The organism is Spirosoma sordidisoli (assembly GCF_004138325.1).
Classification (GTDB): Bacteria; Bacteroidota; Bacteroidia; order Cytophagales; family Spirosomataceae; genus Spirosoma; species Spirosoma sordidisoli.
The window spans coordinates 663,072-680,769 of the sequence record NZ_SBLB01000004.1 but is presented as its reverse complement, the minus strand read 5'-3'; the positions used below and the strand labels follow the sequence as shown (position 1 = coordinate 680,769).

General features: G+C 55.3%; 12 protein-coding genes. 5 read left to right on the top strand and 7 right to left on the bottom strand.

Going from position 1 to position 17,698, the window contains the following annotated elements:
• Positions 1-56 precede the first annotated feature (56 nt).
• From rplQ to EQG79_RS31335, 3 genes are all read left to right on the top strand, one after another.
• Positions 57-689 (top strand): 50S ribosomal protein L17, encoded by a 633-nt coding sequence (rplQ, locus tag EQG79_RS17735; protein ID WP_077919275.1) that lies wholly within the window; start codon positions 57-59, stop codon positions 687-689.
• A gap of 90 nt (positions 690-779) precedes the next feature.
• Positions 780-1,883, top strand: coding sequence for a glutamine-hydrolyzing carbamoyl-phosphate synthase small subunit (gene carA, locus EQG79_RS17730; protein WP_077919274.1), 1,104 nt, complete (start codon positions 780-782; stop codon positions 1,881-1,883).
• 215 nt (positions 1,884-2,098) lie between these two features.
• On the top strand, positions 2,099-3,916 hold the full coding sequence (locus tag EQG79_RS31335) for a fasciclin domain-containing protein (protein ID WP_240699381.1): 1,818 nt from the start codon (positions 2,099-2,101) through the stop codon (positions 3,914-3,916).
• A 60-nt stretch (positions 3,917-3,976) separates the two neighbouring features.
• On the opposite strand, the gene EQG79_RS17715 is transcribed toward EQG79_RS31335, so the two are convergent.
• The 6 genes from EQG79_RS17715 to EQG79_RS17690 form a co-directional block, all read right to left on the bottom strand.
• On the bottom strand, positions 3,977-4,846 hold the full coding sequence (locus EQG79_RS17715) for a DUF4249 domain-containing protein (RefSeq protein ID WP_129602925.1): 870 nt from the start codon (positions 4,844-4,846) through the stop codon (positions 3,977-3,979).
• Complete coding sequence (locus tag EQG79_RS17710) at positions 4,847-7,522, bottom strand: TonB-dependent receptor (RefSeq protein ID WP_129602923.1); 2,676 nt, start codon at positions 7,520-7,522, stop codon at positions 4,847-4,849.
• A 14-nt stretch (positions 7,523-7,536) separates the two neighbouring features.
• Positions 7,537-8,547, bottom strand: coding sequence for a FecR family protein (locus tag EQG79_RS17705; RefSeq protein ID WP_129602921.1), 1,011 nt, complete (start codon positions 8,545-8,547; stop codon positions 7,537-7,539).
• Positions 8,548-8,651: 104 nt separating this feature from the next.
• On the bottom strand, positions 8,652-9,305 hold the full coding sequence (locus tag EQG79_RS17700) for an RNA polymerase sigma factor (RefSeq protein WP_129602920.1): 654 nt from the start codon (positions 9,303-9,305) through the stop codon (positions 8,652-8,654).
• Between the two features lie 142 nt (positions 9,306-9,447).
• Positions 9,448-13,386, bottom strand: a complete 3,939-nt coding sequence (locus EQG79_RS17695) for an AAA domain-containing protein (RefSeq protein ID WP_129602919.1) — start codon at positions 13,384-13,386, stop codon at positions 9,448-9,450.
• A 97-nt stretch (positions 13,387-13,483) separates the two neighbouring features.
• On the bottom strand, positions 13,484-14,566 hold the full coding sequence (locus tag EQG79_RS17690) for a TerC/Alx family metal homeostasis membrane protein (RefSeq protein ID WP_129602917.1): 1,083 nt from the start codon (positions 14,564-14,566) through the stop codon (positions 13,484-13,486).
• A gap of 144 nt (positions 14,567-14,710) precedes the next feature.
• Between EQG79_RS17690 and EQG79_RS17685 the strand changes: the two genes are divergently transcribed.
• Positions 14,711-15,451: a glycosyltransferase family 2 protein gene (locus EQG79_RS17685; RefSeq protein ID WP_129602915.1), complete on the top strand. Its 741-nt coding sequence runs from the start codon at positions 14,711-14,713 to the stop codon at positions 15,449-15,451.
• Here the strand turns inward: EQG79_RS17685 and EQG79_RS17680 are convergent.
• Complete coding sequence (locus EQG79_RS17680) at positions 15,411-16,628, bottom strand: type III polyketide synthase (RefSeq protein WP_129602913.1); 1,218 nt, start codon at positions 16,626-16,628, stop codon at positions 15,411-15,413. The genes EQG79_RS17685 and EQG79_RS17680 overlap by 41 nt on opposite strands.
• Before the next feature lie 114 nt (positions 16,629-16,742).
• Between EQG79_RS17680 and EQG79_RS17675 the strand changes: the two genes are divergently transcribed.
• A complete protein-coding gene (locus tag EQG79_RS17675) occupies positions 16,743-17,606 on the top strand; it encodes a UbiA family prenyltransferase (protein WP_129602911.1) in 864 nt (287 codons plus the stop codon).
• Positions 17,607-17,698 lie beyond the last annotated feature (92 nt).

Sequence of the window (17,698 nt, the reverse complement as noted above, 5' to 3'; positions counted from 1 at the left end):
GACATCGGGAGAAATTGCCCCATGCTCTTTGCCCCAAGCCCTAAGCCAAGATAACAATGAGACACGGTAAGAAAGATAATCACCTCAGCCGGACGCACTCGCACCGCGAAGCGATGTTGCAGAACATGGCTTCGTCGCTGATCCTGCACAAGCGGATCGAAACGACGCTTGCCAAGGCAAAAGAACTCCGCAAATTCGTGGAGCCCATCCTGACGCGGGCTAAAGAAGACAACAACCAGAACCGCCGGGTGGTGTTTCAGTCGTTGACGAACAAAGAAACGGTTAAAGAACTGTTCGGTACGGTAGCCGATAAGATCGCTGACCGTCCGGGTGGTTACACGCGGATCATCAAGCTGGGCAACCGGGCTGGTGACAATGCCGAAACCTGCCTGATCGAACTCGTCGACTTCAACGAAACGCTGCTGGCTGCTGCTGCCGAGAAAGCAGCTGCTACGACCAAAACGCGTCGGAGCCGTCGGGGTAGTGGAGCTCGCCAGGCTGCTGGCGCTGCCGAAGCCGCACCCGTTGCTGCCGAGGTAGTTGCGGAAACACCTACAGCTGAAGCGGCTCCGGCTGCCGAGGTTGAGACCGCGCCCGTAGCTGAAACGTCGACAGAAGCACCTGCTGATGAGACGCCTGCAACGGATGCTGCTGCTCCTGAAGCTTCAACCGACGACGAGAAAAAATAAAGCCGATGGCGCACTGCCTGAAATATAAGATTGGGTTAGCCGGTATCGGTTAACCCTTTTTTTTAGTCCTTTGTATTCCAAAACGCATTCATGAAACATACGCAGCAACCCGAAGCCCTGCTGGTTTTACAGGACGGCACGGTATATCGAGGCCTGGCACTCGGTAAGAAAGGAACCGCCGGGGGCGAGATTTGCTTCAACACCGGCATGACCGGTTATCAGGAAATCTATACCGACCCCTCCTATTATGGGCAGGTTATTATCAATACCACGTCGCACATTGGTAACTATGGCGTGTTACACGATGCTGAACAGGAGTCGGGTAGCGTGAAAATCCGGGGCATGGTCTGCAACTTCTTCTCGAACATTCACTCGCGCTACACCGCCGATGGATCGTTGCAGGATTATTTCGAGCGGGCCAATATCGTAGGTATTCACGGTGTCGATACGAGGCAGCTGGTACGCTACATCCGCTCCAAAGGGGTAATGAACTGCATTATTTCGTCGGAGATCCTGGACCCGGCAGCCCTGCTGGCAGAACTGCACAAAGTACCCGACATGGAGGGACTTGAGTTATCGTCGGAAGTCAGTACACGAGAATCGTACGAGCAGGGTGATCCGGAATCCCGCCTGCGGGTGGCCGTGCTCGACCTGGGCGTAAAACGGAGCATCCTGAGCAACTTCAACGAGCGGGGCGTATTCACGAAGGTATTCCCTGCCCGGACGCCATACGCTGAACTGGCGGCCTGGAAACCCAATGGCTACTTCATCGCAAACGGTCCGGGCGATCCCGCAGCTATGCCGTATGCCGTTGAAACGGTGAAGCAGGTGCTGGACGAAGAGAAACCCGTGTTCGGCATCTGCCTGGGTCACCAGATCCTGTCGCTGGCCAGCGGTATCTCGACCTATAAAATGCACAACGGCCACCGGGGCCTCAACCACCCGGTCAAGAACCTGATCACGGGCCGCTGCGAAGTAACGTCGCAGAACCACGGTTTTGCGGTTCGGGCCGAAGAGGTGCTGGATCATAGTAACGTTGAACTGACGCACGTCAACCTGAACGACAACACCATTGAAGGAATCCGGCGCAAGGATAAGCCCGCCTTCTCGGTGCAGTACCACCCCGAATCGTCGCCGGGGCCGCACGACTCGCGCTACCTGTTCGATCAGTTCGTGCAAATGATGAATGAATAAACGAAAGTCCGGAGTTAACGCTCCGGACTTTTTAGTTTATGCCGAATGAGCGCTAGTCCCCGTTTGTCGGTTTGCGAAAAAAGTTGAAAAGTTTTGTGAGAACAGCCTTGTCGGTTGCACTACTAATCGAAACGCACCAGGTCAGTCTTTAAGTCTGCTCTGTCAGCGAGTCGATGAATCAAAACTTCTTCAACATGTTTAACGCAAATCAATTCATGAAACGATTAGCCGCCTTATCGCAACAGTGGCTACTGTTGCTGACAGTTCTGTTCGTAACCTGTTTAGCCAGCTGTGAGCGGGGAATAGAACCCCGGTCCACGTCTCCCGCCAATGGGGCGCGCGTTCGTGTCAATCAGACCATTACAGAGGTCGTTGTCGGCAATGATAATTTCTCGTTGCTGCGGGCAGCCGTTGTTCGGGCCGGTCTGGCCTCGGCCCTGGCCTCGGGTAACCTGACTGTTTTTGCGCCTACCAATGCCGCCTTCCAGGCCGCCGGCTTTGCCGATGAGACCGCTATCAACAATGCGGATCTGAACACACTGCGGCAGATCCTGCTCTACCACGTGATCGGAACCGAGCGTTATTTCTCAGACCGAATACCTGATGCATTGTCCTCTATTAAAACCTTGCAGGGCGAAGATGTGCAGGTGATTCGTGATCAGCAAGGGGCCGTTGCCGTGAACGGGGTTCTGGTCTCGCAGCCGGATCTGGAAACCAACAACGGCGTTATTCATGTCATTGGTCAGGTTCTTTTGCCGCCGGCCGGCAATACGGTTGAGGTAGCAGCTGGTAACCCTAATTTAACGTATCTGGTAGCGGCATTACAGCGGGCTTCACAAGCCGGTTCGGATCTGTTCCAGCTACTGGTGCAGGAAACGGTCACGGTTTTTGCGCCGACCAACGCGGCTTTTCAGGCAGCTGGCTTCCCTACGATTGCGTCCATCCAGTCGGCTGATCCGGTTGTCTTACGGCGTATTCTGACCTATCATTTGGTTCGACAGCGGTTCTTTACGCCCCAGTTTTCGGTTGGTGATCTGGAAACGATTAATGGTGAACGGCTGACAACGACCCAAACGGTCACCGGAGCAACCGTGCAGGGTGTTGGCAATGCCGCTCCTATTCGGATTCAGCTGCAAAATCTGATTACATTACGCGGGGTGGTGCATGTTATTGATCAGGTGCTGTTGCCAGATGGCGGGGCTCAGGCCCGTACCGTTACCGATCTGGTCGTTGCCAACCCTAATTTCTCATTGCTGCGGATGGCCGTTGTTCGGGCGGGGCTGGCCTCGGCCCTGGCCTCGGGTAACCTAACTGTTTTTGCGCCGACCAATGCTGCCTTCCAGGCCGCCGGCTTTGCCGATGAGACCGCTATCAACAATGCAGATCTGAACACACTGCGGCAGATTCTGCTCTACCACGTGATCGGAACCGAGCGTTACTTTGCCGACCGCTTACCCGCGCGTCTGACCGGGTTTCGCACATTACAGGGCGAGCAGGTGTACGCCGTTCGGGAGCAACGGGGTATTCTGGTTAACGGGATTACGGTAACGCAGGCTAACGTGCGGGCCACAAACGGTGTCGTCCACGTTATTGATCGTGTGCTACTGCCACCGGCCGGTAATCTGGCCGAGATAGCCGTTGCTAATCCGAATCTGACGTATCTGGTGGCCGCTCTGCAACGGGCCGGGCTGGTACAGACTATTGCAACGGGTGGTCCATTCACAGTCTTCGCGCCAACCAACGCGGCTTTCCAGGCGGCCGGCTTCCCTACGATAGCGTCCATCCAGTCGGCTGATCCGGCCGTGTTGACACGCATCCTGACGTACCATGTGCTGAACGAGCGGGCGTTTGCGGCTGGGCTGCGTACCAATGCCGTTACAACCATTCAGGGTGGTCAGGTCTTTATTACGGCCTCGTCGGCAGGGGTGTCGGTGAAAGGAAACGCTAACGCGAGTCCGTCTACTGTAGTTACTGCCGATGTGCTGGGGCTCAATGGTATTGTACACGTCATCGATCAGGTACTACTGCCATAAGCCACTCTGACCGGCTACATGGTATATCGCAGGCACTGCCCAACGGTAGTGCCTGCGTATTTATCGGCTTATGTAGGTTGCATTATAGGCCGCAAAGACTCCGTAGCCGCCTTCCATGTTGGAGAACAAAACGGGTGTGCCGGCAAAGAGGCTGTTAGGCGTATTGAGCTGCTCACGGAGTGTGGCGTGGTACTGGTAGTAATTCTGATCGGTATTGAACAGACCAAAGCGCGTTCGAGCCGTGCGCACGAGGCTTCCTGGTGTTACAGTCAGCGTAAACGAACCGGTAGTCGAATAAGGCCCTGGACCGGTATTATTCTCACGGAGAACAAAGAAGTCGGGGCGGCTGATACGTGTCTCGGGTAATCGACCCTGCTGGGTTTGTATAGTCTGAGTCAGCTCACCCCAGCCCCGATAATAGTTGAGGCCACCGGGCGAAGCCCAGTCTATGGTTGTTGTGTAGCGAATACTGGTACGGTTGCCGGTCTGAGCCAGTATACTGGAGTCAATCCGAACCTGCCCAATCGGAATAGCGGGCGGAACCGTTGCCGTAGCCTGCACACGTCGGTCGTCGCCCATCGATACGGTTAACTGATACGTTTGCCCCGCCCGTATCCGAAAACGCCCCAATGGCCGAGTCACGTAATAGCCCAGGCTATCGCTGTACAGCAGGGGGATAGATGCCTGACCATCGCTGAGGGTAACCGTAGCGGTTTTTACCAGTAAAGTAGGCTCAAGTGTGGCAATAATCTGTGGCTCAGACATGGCCACTTTAGCCGTCAGTAATGTGTCCTGGGGTGAAATAAAGCACAGGACGTATAGCTTCGACTGCCGATCGGCGGCTAATCGATTCGGGTCGATGGAGTCGGTTGTTTTCAGGCAGCCGACCAGCAGCCATGAGAAAAAAAATACCAGACCAGCGCGTACCATTCAGAAACGCAGTGTATAGTTTACCGATGGAATAAAGGTAAACAAAGATATGCGCTTCAGCGTCAGCTGGTTGTTCTCTTCCAGATGCAGGTCATAGTAGAGGGGGTTTCTGCGTCCGTACGCATTGACGATACCAAGTTCGACCAGATGGGTGAGCCGCCGGGCTACGTATGATTTTTGCAGCGTAAGATCGAGCCGATGAAACGGTTCTGCCCTGAAGGTATTGAACGATCGGCGAACCTGTACCAGCGGCCCTTCGGTACCGAATAGCTGCTCCGAAGGTGTATTCAGGTCGTTGGGTTTACCCAGCCCCAGATGCCCGAAACTCGGAATGCCCGAAACCGGAAGTGATTGCGGATTACCCGAGCTGAACATCCAGTTGGCCGACAGTTTCAGCGTTGATCTGATGGCATACGTGCCTACCCAGGAAAGGGTGTGTCGCCGGTCATGATTCGGATAAAACGGCTGTCCGTTATTCAACTCGTCGAACCGCCAGCGGGTTATAGCCCAGGTATAGGCCAGCCAGCCCGACAGGCGGCCTACTTTGCGCTGGAGCATCAGCTCCACGCCCGATGCACTCCCATTGCCTGTAGTTACGTTGCGCTCCCACTGTATATTGGCTGCATCCTGGGTGTTGGTGATGCCAATAAAGTCGGCATTCGGGTGGTAGCCAATGATGTGCTGCATCTGCTTCTGATATACCTCCAGGCTGAGCTGCCATTTCGGGGTCAGATCGTGTACCGCTGCCAGAACAAACTGCCGAGCCTGTTGCGGACGAACCCGATCCGTGGCAGGAACCCACAAATCGGTAGGCAGGCCCTGCCCGGTGTTGGTTAGCTGATGAACAAACTGATTCATCTCCGCGTATGAACTCCGCAGAGCGGTCTTATCGGTCAGCCGGACTGTGATTGACAGGCGGGGTTCTGCCCGGAAAAACGACTGACCCTGTACGCGGTAACGCGTAACCCGCCCGCCCGCTTTTAAGGTGAGCCTGTTGTTTGTGGTCCATTCGTCTTCGGCATAAACAGAGGTTTCCTGGGATTGGTTATGTTCTACCGATGTCTGTTGGCCAGGGGTAATGGCGTTAAGCAATTCGTATCCATTGAGCCGGAAGGTGCGCCTGGTCAGTATTACTCCTGCCCGAATCTGATGATGTAGCCGGGGAAAATAATCCAGGTCATATTTAGCCGAGTAGTCGGTTAGCCCATCGAACGAGCGCCAGGTTTGAGCTACGCCATCGGGGCTGGTCGGTATGAACCGGGTATGGCTCGAAAAATAGTAGTTGCTATAGATGAGCGATAGGTTCGAGAACAAACGCTCGCTGAACAGGTGGTTCCAGCGGAGGGTACCCGTGGCGTTTCCCCAGCGAATACCATTTTCCCAACGCCGGTTCTGATCGAGGCTGTCGCCCCCGCCGAAGAAGTCGCGACCGAAATAGCTGCTCAGGTACAGTTGATTCCGGCGATCCAGATCGGCGTTTACTTTCATGTTGAGGTCGTAAAAGTTGGCTTTCCAGTCGGTTCCGGTGAAGTTATCGAGCAGACCGACTACAAAGTTGCCCAGGGCGGAGGGGAAGTTAGTTCGGCGCGCGGTCAGCAAAAAAGACGCTTTGTTTTTGATCAGCGGCCCTTCGAGCAGCAACCGGGAGGTTACCAGCCCCGTACCTATTTCGCCATGGTGGGTTTGTCGATTACCATCGCGCATGGTCATATCCACAACAGAGGATAGTCGGCCGCCGTAGCGGGCCGAAAAGCCTCCTTTCTGCATGGTGGTGTTCTTCAGGGCATCGACGTTAAAGACCGAGAAAAAGCCGAACAGATGATTGGCATTATACACCGGAGCATCGTCCAGAATCAGCAGGTTCTGGTCGCCCCCGCCCCCGCGCACGTGCAAGCCTGCCTGCCCGTCGAGACCTTTCTGTACGCCCGGTAGTAGTTGCAGCGTTTTGAGTACATCCTTTTCGCCGAGCACGGCCGGCAACTCGTTCAGCGTAGCTACGGGCATGCTATGCTGGCTGGTTTGTGGACTGGCTCCGGCCCGTTCAGACGCATCGGCCACCAGCACTACCTCGTCGAGCTGATCGTTATTAGGCAGTAATATGTTGATTGACTGGTTGCGGTCGAGCCGAATACGCTCATAGACCCGCTGGTACCCAACCAGGGAAACAAGCAGCTCCACATCGTCGCTCGCTGGAAGCGACAGCGCAAAATACCCGTAGGCATTGGTCGTGGTAGCCACTTTACCGACTACATAAACCATGGCCCCGGCCAGCTGTTCACCGCTGTTCTGCTCTTTTACGTAGCCACTGATGGTATACCGCCGGGTTGGTTGACTGGCCCGACTGACGGGAGGAGGAGGGGGGGCTGGTGCCGTTGCAGCTTCGATCAGGTAGCAATCGCCGACCTTACGAAACGACAGCTGAGTGCCGCGTAGCAGTTGGGTAAGTAACGGCTCGGTGGGCAACGACCAATCGGTGGGTACGCTAGCTGAGCGGCCGTTGATAACCGCCGGATCGTACAGGAAATAAAGCCCTCGCTTCTGGTTAAGCTTCTGCAAACCTTCCTGGAGCGACAGGCGAGATTGCCCAAGCGCCGTGCTGACCATAAAAAGCAGACCGGCCAACAAACGATGGGTATAGATGAGACAACTACCGGCATGTAATGGTCTGTACCGCATAAGCCTCTGGTGGGTTAAGGACTCAGAACGAAACCATGGTCTGTTTTTGTAAGGCTTAATTGACTCAGTTCCGCTATGGCCCGCAGAACCGTTTCCGGGTCGCTGATGGGTAAGACACCGGTTACGGTCTGATTGCCCGATACCGTATTCGCCAGCCTGACCGGAATCCCAAACTGCTCCTTAAGTGTCCATACCACCTCAATCAGGCTGGCATTTTCAAATACCAGTTGATTGCGAATCCAGGCGTTGTAAAGGGTAGGACGCACGGTTCGCTGGCGCGGTTGGGGGTCAGATGCGCTGGTTTCTACCAGTTGGCCCGGCTGGAGCGTTACGGCTGGCTGTGCATCGTGAAAACTGACCCGCACCTGCCCCGTATTCAGCACAACCCGTTGCTGATGGGGACGATTCTGTACGGAAAAGGTTGTACCCAGCACCTGCACATCAAAAGGCCCATTGGTGCGAACGGTAAACGGTGTATGCGTGGCGGTATGGGTAACGTCGAAAAAGCCTTCTCCCGTCAGTTCAATGGTTCGAGCCGATTCGGTGAAGCTGCTGCGCTGGTAACGAACGCTTGAGTGGCTGTTGAGCGCTACGGTTGAACCGTCGGGCAGGGTTATGGTCCGGCGTTCGTTATAAGCGGTCACTTCCGTTACGTACTGTTGCTGCCAGAACCAGTACCCCGCCCAGCCGGCCAGCACCAGGGCGGCTACCGATGCCGCTACCGTCCACCACCCCGTCCTCAATACCGGTTTGTGCATTGGTAGAACCGGCGCTGGCGCTGCGGTTGGCGTCGGTTGTTGCTGGATCAGTGCTTCCAGTTCCTGTAATGAGTTGTCCAGTCGGGGTTGTTGGCCACTCAGGATACCATACATCCGCTCGGCTTCCCGGAAAGCAGCCAGGTTCGGCGGGTTGGCCTGTTGCCATTGCTCCCAGAACAAGACCGCTTCCTGATCGTTTCCGCGACAGTAGGCCAGAAACTGATCATCGAGCAGGAAGTCGTCGGCGGTGTAGGTATCATACTTCATGGGGTATTGGTACAGCACGTATAGGTGGTGCTATCTGATTGCTGGTTTGTTGATGACGTGTTTTTGTATAGTGCAGCCTGGTCGGCCAATCTCACAGACGATTGCTAATTTATTTGTACAGCCAGTCTATCCGAGGCCTGTAGCAAGACCGGTAACCAAAGTGGCCAGGCGCTCAGAAGGTTATGATACTCGGCCTGACTCAGCGTTTGCCGAAGTGTTTTCAGGGCCGATGAGAGGGTGTTATAAACCGTATTGATGTGCATACCGGTTTCTTGACAAATCTGTTCGTTTGACATTCCCCTGAAAAAGCGCATCTCGATCAGCTCTTTCTGGCGGGGCGTAAGCTGAGCCAGGGCAGTCCGGAGTCGGCTGCGGATCTGCTCTTCCTGCTGGGCATGAATAAGAATGTCTTCATACGACTGTTCAGAAGACTCTTCCTGATTGTCGATGGGTGTAAACCGGCTCGTTTGTTCAAACACACGCAGCAGTTTGCGACGCAAATAAGTAATCAGATACGAACGAACGTTATCGACCGGCATCAGGGTATCAGCGCGCTCCCAGATTTCCAGAAAAATCTGGTTGATCGCGTCTTTAGTCGTGTCGGCGTTGTGACCAAACCGCTGACCGAAGCGAAGCAGATCTGAATACAGGTGCCGGTATAGATTGGTCAGGCTCTGGTAATCGCGACGGCGAACCCCTTCCCATAGAGCATGGAGGGTTCCAGACGAGTCGGCAGAAGGAGTTTCGATTGATAGCATCGAGGTCGTATTGACAGAACAAACACGAATCAGGGGAATACTCAGTACTATGTAACGCGAAACCCACCAAATAGTTAGCCGGCATCAGTATAATTAATACGGCTGACGGCCAGTGCTATACGACAAAAAAGACGGTCTGCCGTTAGCGGATCTGGGTATTGCCGTCAATTGACTGCCGCCAGAACTCGCGACTCCAGATTCGTTGGAACGGCCAGTGTCGGCTTTGTAAAGCAACCGGCAAATAGGCGTGCGCTTGCTTGGGCGATTGCTGGTAATACGTATCATCGTCAGTCAATATAAGCGATCGATAGATCTGATCTACTTTAACTGTCAGATCGGCAAAGGGCAGTTCGGGTTGCCAATTGGGTCGTTGGGCGGCCAGTTTATCTTTCAGTAAAAAACTGGTCGGTACTGGCGTTACAGGTTGCGGCTTTGGTTTGAAGCGACCCTCCGATACGCTAAGCGCATAATGTAGGTACGCTTTCAGCAGCCGGGGACCTTCGTTGGTGACGTTCTCGACCGCGAGCTGATCCGGCCACAGACTCGTTACCACATAGACCCGTTCCCGCGCCCGCGTTACGGCCACGTTGAGCCGGTTTTCGCCCCCGCGCGCGTTGAGGCTTCCGAACTGCATGGTCAGACGACCGCGTTCGTCAGGCGCGTATCCCACCGAGAAAACGATGACATCGCGCTCATCGCCCTGAACGTTCTCTATATTCTTAACGAACAAACCGGGAGGGGGCGCGGCAAGCGGAAGTCCCGTAATGCGTTCGTCGAGCCGATCCTGGATCAGCTGCTGTTGCTGGTAGTTGAACGTCACGATACCGACCGATCGGCCGGGTAGCTCAACCGCAATCTGATCGAGAAGGGACAGCACCGCTTCAGCTTCGGCCAGGTTGGTATTTTGCTGCCATAGTCCCGCTACGTTCCTATACTGTATGGCGGGCGTATGGCGGTTAACGTCGGCGAAATGGGGCAAAAGCTGAAGTTTGTCCTGGTAGAAATACGTGTTCGAGAACGTGATCAGATCGAGCGAACGACTCCGGTAGTGTTCAGTCAGCGATAGCTGCGGCAACTGTTGAGAGGCCAGCTCGAGCAGGGATTCAACCTCCAGTTCGGCCGGGGTTTCTTCGTCGACTTCGTCGGTCAGGCGAGTCCGATAGAGATCGCTGGGGCGCAGCTGCTGGTTGTCGCCGGTTACGACGATCTGTTTGCCCCGGGCCATGGCAGGAATACCCTGTTCGGCAAAGCACTGCGAGGCTTCGTCGAAGATCACCAGATCGAACAGGTCTGCCCGTAACGGAAACACAGCCGATACCGTTTCGGGGGAGGCCAGCCAGCACGGAACGAGCCTGAATACCTCGTCGGCAAAGCGTTCCATTAGTTTACGGACGGGCCATATGTTCCGTTTCTTGGTAGTCTGGTGCAGCAGGTCGCGGTAGGTAACTACGTTGTTGAGCCGGTTGAAGGTCAGGTTTTTATACGTCTGCTCCCGAAGCTTGACCAGCAAATTGTCCTGGCTGAGTACCTGTTTGCGATGGACGCTCGTTTGCAGGGCCTGCTCCAGCTGGGTCATCCGCAGCGAAGAAACCATGCGTAACACGGGATATTGCTGCTCAAGAGCATCGATCCAGGCCAGGTAAAGCGCGTTCTGAACGGTAGCGGTCCAGGCTGTTGGTTCGGTATGCATCAGGCGGTCGACTAGAATTCGCTCGGCTTCTAAAAAACCGGCTTGTAGCCGGTCGGCCTCCAGCAGGTAGTCAAAGTCGCGCTGGAGCGACTGCCGCAGCCTGTCGGCCTGAGCTGGATCGGACCAGATGTGGTCGAGCTGGGTGCTGGTCAGGTACGACTGGCTGCTGATCTGTTGAGCGTCGACCTGCCGGGCCAGGGCCAGCAAACGGGTAACGCTGTTGATGAACTGCGCATGCGTTTGCCAATGGGCTTCGGGGAGCGAACGCAGAACCGGCAAGTCGGCCAGCCGGTCGAGTACAGACCGAACCCGGCGCAGGAGCCGCAGACTATCGGGCCCGTCAGACAGCGGCAGACCCGCCAATAGAGGTCCGGCTTCGTATCGAACGGCTTCGAGTCTGATGCGGGTATCGACCTGGGTGGCCAGCTTCATCAGATCGGCTTCGCTTAGGGTCAGCCGGTTAGCAGCAGCTACGGCCACGAGCTGGCGATTGCCGGGATGGGTTAGCTGCCACCAATTCCACCGAATCCAGGAGGGGCGGGCGGCCAGCGCATCGGTAAGGAGGGCACGAAAGGACCGCAGCTCGGCAACGGGCAGCGAGGTTTCAGGATTGTCGGCGTCGGCCCAGGTGTCGGCGAGGTCGGTAAGTCGCGTTTCGGGTATCGCCAGGGCCGGATGGGCTGGGTTTACCCGTAGGGCCTGCAGCAGGTGCCACTGGCTGTCAGCGTCGGGCGTATCGAGTAGTGCCAGCAGCGCCGTAAGTGACCAGTCGTGGGCGTGCCAGTCGGCGAGTTCGGCCAGCGTTAGTGGTTTGCCCAGCTGGGCGGTAGTCAGTTTGTGGGCGTCAGTCCGGGTTTGTACCCAACGACTGATGGTCTGATCGATTCGGGGCTGGTCGGCGGTGGTATAGTCTGCCATTGACTGGCGATCGGCCCAGGGGTGATCAGTGCCCAGCCGTTGCTGATAGGCTGAAAAGTCACGTAGTCGCTCGACAAAGTTATCCACATTGGCTTTGTGGAATTGTTGATAAACATCGTCGACCTGAGTGGTTGGGCCGGATGTGTCGCTGATCAGGTATAATTCTTTGGCCGACAGGCCGAACAAGCTCGTGTCGAACAGGGCTTCTTTGAACGCGCCGAGTTCGGCAACCGCTTCGTCGATTCGGCGGCTCTCTACCTCAAAGTCGCGTTCCAGCAGCACGGCGTTCAGGCTGTTGTTCTGCTGTCGATAGGTATCCAGCTGCTCGATCTGCCCGGCTATCTGAGCGTACAAGCCCCGGCGGTCGTCCTGAAAATCATGAATCAGGGCCAAAAAGGCACCAATACCGACGTCCTGCAACCGCGCCTGGACCACATCGAGCGCGGCCCGTTTCTGACAAACCAGCAGTACGCGTTTGCCACCCGCGGCCGCATCGGCCATCAGATTCGCAATCAACTGCGACTTTCCCGTACCTGGCGGCCCCTGCACTACCAGCGATTGCCCGGCTTTCACGGCCCGCAGGGCCGCTTCCTGCGATGCGTCGAGCGGTAGTGGCGTATGGATCTGTTTTTCGGAAAGCAGCGAAGAGGCCGACGGCGAGGGTATGTCCGCATCCTGTGGCCCGTTCTCCTGTTCCAGAATCAGCTGATCATAATCGGGAACTAGATACGAACCGGCCTGCGGAAAAATGCCCAGTACGGCTTCGGGGTATAGCTTTAGCTCGCCGGTGCGTTCGAGCTGGTCGAGTGTTTTGGCGGTTTGTTTGTTGAAAAACCGGAGCTGATCGGTGAATAAGTCCTGGTTGAAATGGATGTCGAACGGGCTGTCTTTAAGCCATTCGTACAACTGCGTACGAAACACCAGCGGGTCGCGGTCGAAATCGTCGGCTGTTTTCTCGATGACCTCATCGGGTAGCCTGATCTGGTTAAACTGACCATACGCCAGAGCGAAAGTCGGATTCAGAAACGCTACTTCGTCGCCCCGGCGAACGAGCGTCCAGACTTTACCCCGCTGTTCGATCCGTACCGGAAAGAAGAGGAGCGGGCCATGAACAACCGTGCCATCGCCAAACTTACCCTGTACAAACGGCCAGCCTACATACAGGTCTTCGGTGCCGCGTTCTTCTTCGATAAACCGGGCAGTACGATCTATACGCCGAAGTTTCCGGCTTACTTCGTTGCTCCGTTCCTGCCGGGCATCGAGTACGTCGCAGACCGGCACCGCAGCTTTTCGGGCCATCAGCTCAGCCACGATCGTGAACGAAGGCTTGTTGAGCACAAAGTTAGCTTCGTGCAGGTCCAGAAACTGACCGGCTGGCAAACTGGTCAGCAGCAGCGATCGGTTACGGCTGCTGAGGTTGGTCAGGCGTCGGCGGTAGGCGCGCAGGATGTCGGAACGAAAGGTTGGCCCCATATTCCTTACAAGATTAAACACAATCGCAGGACTTGCCATAGCGCGCTATGATAAGTCCTGCGATGTATAGGAACGCTAGAATAGAAAACCGGCCCGGTCAGGCATCTTCCTTTACGCGTTCAACCTCCTCTTTCTTCTCTGGAATGAGCCAGGAAGCCAGCACACTGATGGTCAGGATGGCGATGATGATGTAGAGCGAGTAAACGGGCTGAAAACCAAGCTCTTCGAGCCAGTGTTCGGTCAGCATTTTCACGCCTATGAACGTCAGCAGCACCGCCAGGCCGACTTTCAGGAAGCGGAACTGACTCATGATACTCGACAGGAAGAAGAACATGGACCGCAGCCCCATGATGGCAAACACGTTCGAGAAGAAAACGATGTACGGATCTTTGGTGATCGAGAAAATAGCCGGGATCGAGTCGACGGCGAAGATCAGGTCCGTAAACGCCACCACAATAACGATAATGAAGAGGGGCGTAACGAACAGTTTCTGATCCGACTTCCGGCGGACAAAGAAATTATCGGTTACGTTGCGCTTGTACACGTTGAGGTATTTGCTCGCAAACCGAACAACCGGGTGTTTACTGGGCTCGATTTTTTCGTCCTCGTCTTTCTGGAAGAAAAGCTGAAGACCGGTATAGACCAGAAATGCGCCGAAGATGTAGATGATCCACTCGAAACGCTGCAACAGGGCCGCCCCCACGAAGATGAAGACGAAGCGTAGGACAATAGCGCCCAGAATCCCCCAAACCAGAATCTTCTTATAGTACCGTTCCCGAACGCCGAAGGAGTTGAATATCAGAATGAAGACAAAGATGTTGTCGGCCGAGAGCGAGTATTCGACCAGATAGCCCGTTATGTACTCGAGGGCCATGTTATTCTGAAACCGGGCCAGGCTGGTTGCAAAATCGCCGGGGACCAGATCAACGTGGTCGGCATACAGGTTCTGTACTTCCTGCAACCTCGCCATATCGGTGATGCCGTGAACGAGATACCCGTAGTTTTTGAGCAGAAAATAAAACCCGACCGACAAGGCGACCCAGATGGCACTCCAGGTGGCGGCTTCTTTAAAATGGACAACGTGGCTTTTCTGCCGGGAAAAAACCCCGAGGTCGAGTGCCATCACGATCAGCACAAAAGCGGCAAAAGCCAGAAAGAACGTAGTTTCGCTGGTTAGCATAGCATATCGGCAAGAACATCAGTCTAACCCTGTCCTGCCGGAAAAGTTAGTTTAATTCGGTAAAACTATAATCAATACGCCGAATGGTTTCGCTTGGTTCGGCATAATATTGGCTTAGTGAGTCTTAGGCCTTAGTTTTGACCCATGTTTAATAGTAAAAAAGTCGTTGTAGTGATGCCCGCCTACCGGGCTGCCCTCACGCTGGAGCGTACCTACCGTGAAATTCCATTCGATCTGGTTGATGACGTCATTCTGGTTGATGACGCCAGTCCGGATAATACCGTTGAGGTTGCCCGTAAGCTGGGGATCCGGCATGTTATCCGGCATGATCGGAATAAAGGCTATGGTGGTAACCAGAAGACATGCTATGCACAGGCACTGGAGCTGGGAGCCGACATCGTTATTATGCTGCACCCTGATTACCAGTATACGCCCCTCTTACTGCCTGCTATGATTACCATCATTGGCAATGGGCTTTACCCGGTTGTGTTTGGCTCCCGAATTTTGGGGAAAGGCGCTCTCAAAGGGGGAATGCCTATGTATAAATACATTGCCAACCGCTTTCTGACGTTCACGCAGAACCTGCTCATGAACCAGAAACTGTCGGAGTATCACACCGGCTACCGGGCGTTCTCGGGCGAGGTGTTGCGCAGCCTCGACTTCACTCACAATTCCGACGACTTCATCTTCGACAACGAGATGATTGCGCAGATTTTCTACAAAGGCTTCGATATTGGCGAGGTGACCTGCCCCACCAAGTATTTCGAAGAAGCATCGTCCATCAATTTCCGGCGCTCCTCGATCTATGGCCTGGGTGTACTGCGCACCTCGCTCTTCTACATGCTCACAAAACTCGGGCTGATGCGCTGGAAGGTGCTGTCGTAGCGTAGACCGGTGCGTCCGTAACTACTTCCAGTACCATCGCTTCGAGGGTCAGGCCGGGGCCAAACGCACAGCTCAGTATGTTATCGGGTTGAGACAGCGTAGGTTCCGTCTCGTCGGCCGACGCCGGTTCGGTCAGTTGCCGGCGCTGCAGCTTGTTCCATACCTCTTTCAGCACGAACAGAACCGTGGCCGACGACATATTCCCGTTCTGGCGCAGCACCTCGTAGGCGTGGCGGTTGTCGAAGGGGGTTATGCCCAGCTGCCCTTCGATAACTTCCAGAATCCGCCGGCCGCCAGGATGGAGGGCGTAGTGGCCAATATCATCGAGGGTCAGGCCGCACTGGTCGAGCAGGCGCTCCATCAGCTGACCAATCCCCTGCTGGATAAACGTCGGTACTTCGGCGGTGAGTGTCATCTCAAAGCCGAAGTCGCTCACGTGCCAGGCCATAGCGTGTTTCCCTTCGGGGAGCAGGTCGCAGTAGAACGACCGCAGCCGGAACGACTGCTCGGGCCGAGGTCGGCTCTCTACCAGCACCGCGGCCGAGCCGTCGGCAAAGAGCGCGTTGGAAAGCAGGTGGTCGGTTTCGGTTTTTTTCTGGAAGTGAATCGTACACAGCTCTACGCACACCACCAGTACCCGCGCGTCGGCATCGGACCGCACAATGGCATCGGCTGCTTTCAGCCCGTTAAAGGCTCCGTAACAGCCCATAAAATTGATGGCGAGCCTCTGGGTGGTATTCGGCAGGCCCAGTGCTTCGATAATCTCGATGTCGGGACCTGGTGCATACAGGCCCGTACAGCTGACCGTGATCAGGTGCGTAATGGTCTGCGGATCGAAGTCGGCATAGTTGGCAAAGCAATCCTGAATGGCTTTCAGGGCCAGGGGAACAGCCTCCTGCCGATATACGCCCATCCGCTGACTCACCGTCGGAAACGGCTCCATACCGGGCGTGTTGGCATAAAAGGTAAACTCGTCTTTGGGCCGAACGTAATCGGCCAGTACGGTATGGCGCTGGTCGATACGCGTATGGCGATAAAGAGCCATAAGCCGTCGGCTGTCACGCTCGTCGAGTTGCAGCACATCGGCCATAAACTCAGCCGCTTTCTGTTGGGTCGATGAATAGGCGGGTACGGCGGTGCCGATGCTATTGATATAGCCGCTGCGATGCTGTCTCATAGAGTGGGTGCTCCGCCAGTACGGAGGCTAAACGTATGAACAAAACTGGGTTCTCGTATAACTGCGCGTTGAGCTGAAAGTTCTTTAAATTGAGCGCACTTTAACCAAAAAGCCATGAACGCCCGAACCCTGTGGCTGCACCTGCGGGTACCTTTCTCGTTTTTTCTGCTGCCCATCTTCTGGTTCGCCGTCAGTCAGTCGCCCACCTTCCACCTGGGTCGTATCGTTGCCGTAGGACTGATCATTCATCTGCTGCTGTACCCGGCCAGCAACGCCTATAACAGCTATTTCGATAAAGACGAAGGGCCCATTGGCGGACTTGAATCGCCCCCGCCCGTTACCAGCAGCCTGTACTGGCTCTCGTGGGTGCTCGATGTCGTTGCGTTGCTTCTGGGTGCTTTTGTCAACTGGGCCTTTGTCGTCTATCTGCTTGTCTACGGCTTTATCACCAAAGCGTATAGCCACGACCGCATCCGGCTCAAAAAGTACCCGATCTTCAGCTGGCTACTCATCAGCGGGTTGCAGGGCGGGATCACCTATGTCATGACCTATGTGTCGATCAATAACCTGCCGCTGTCGGCGGTACTGGAACCCCGGCTGTTGCTGGGCGGATTGCTGGGCGTGCTGAATCTGATGGCGCTGTATCCGGTTACGCAGGTCTACCAGCACCACGAAGATGCGCGCCGGGGCGACCGGACGCTCAGCCTGCTGCTCGGTGTTCGGGGCACATTTATCTGTGCCGTGTTGATGTATGGTCTGTCGTTGCTGGCCTTTTACGTCTACTTTCAGGACGGTTATTACTTCTGGCTCTATTTGGTATTTCTGTTGCCGGCGGTCCTGTACTTCCTGCGCTGGTTCTGGCGGGTGTGGCATAACCCGGGCCTGGCCGATTACCGCCATACGATGCGCATGATGTGGATATCGGGCGTGTGTCTGAACAGTTTTTTCATTCTGCTGATCGCCCTAACCCATTCGTAATCAGTTTTTCGACCCGATCGACGTGAGGTAGATGTAAATTTTTTTGGGTCTAAGACTTGACAAGCGTCGAAATAGCGCTAATTTTGCATCCA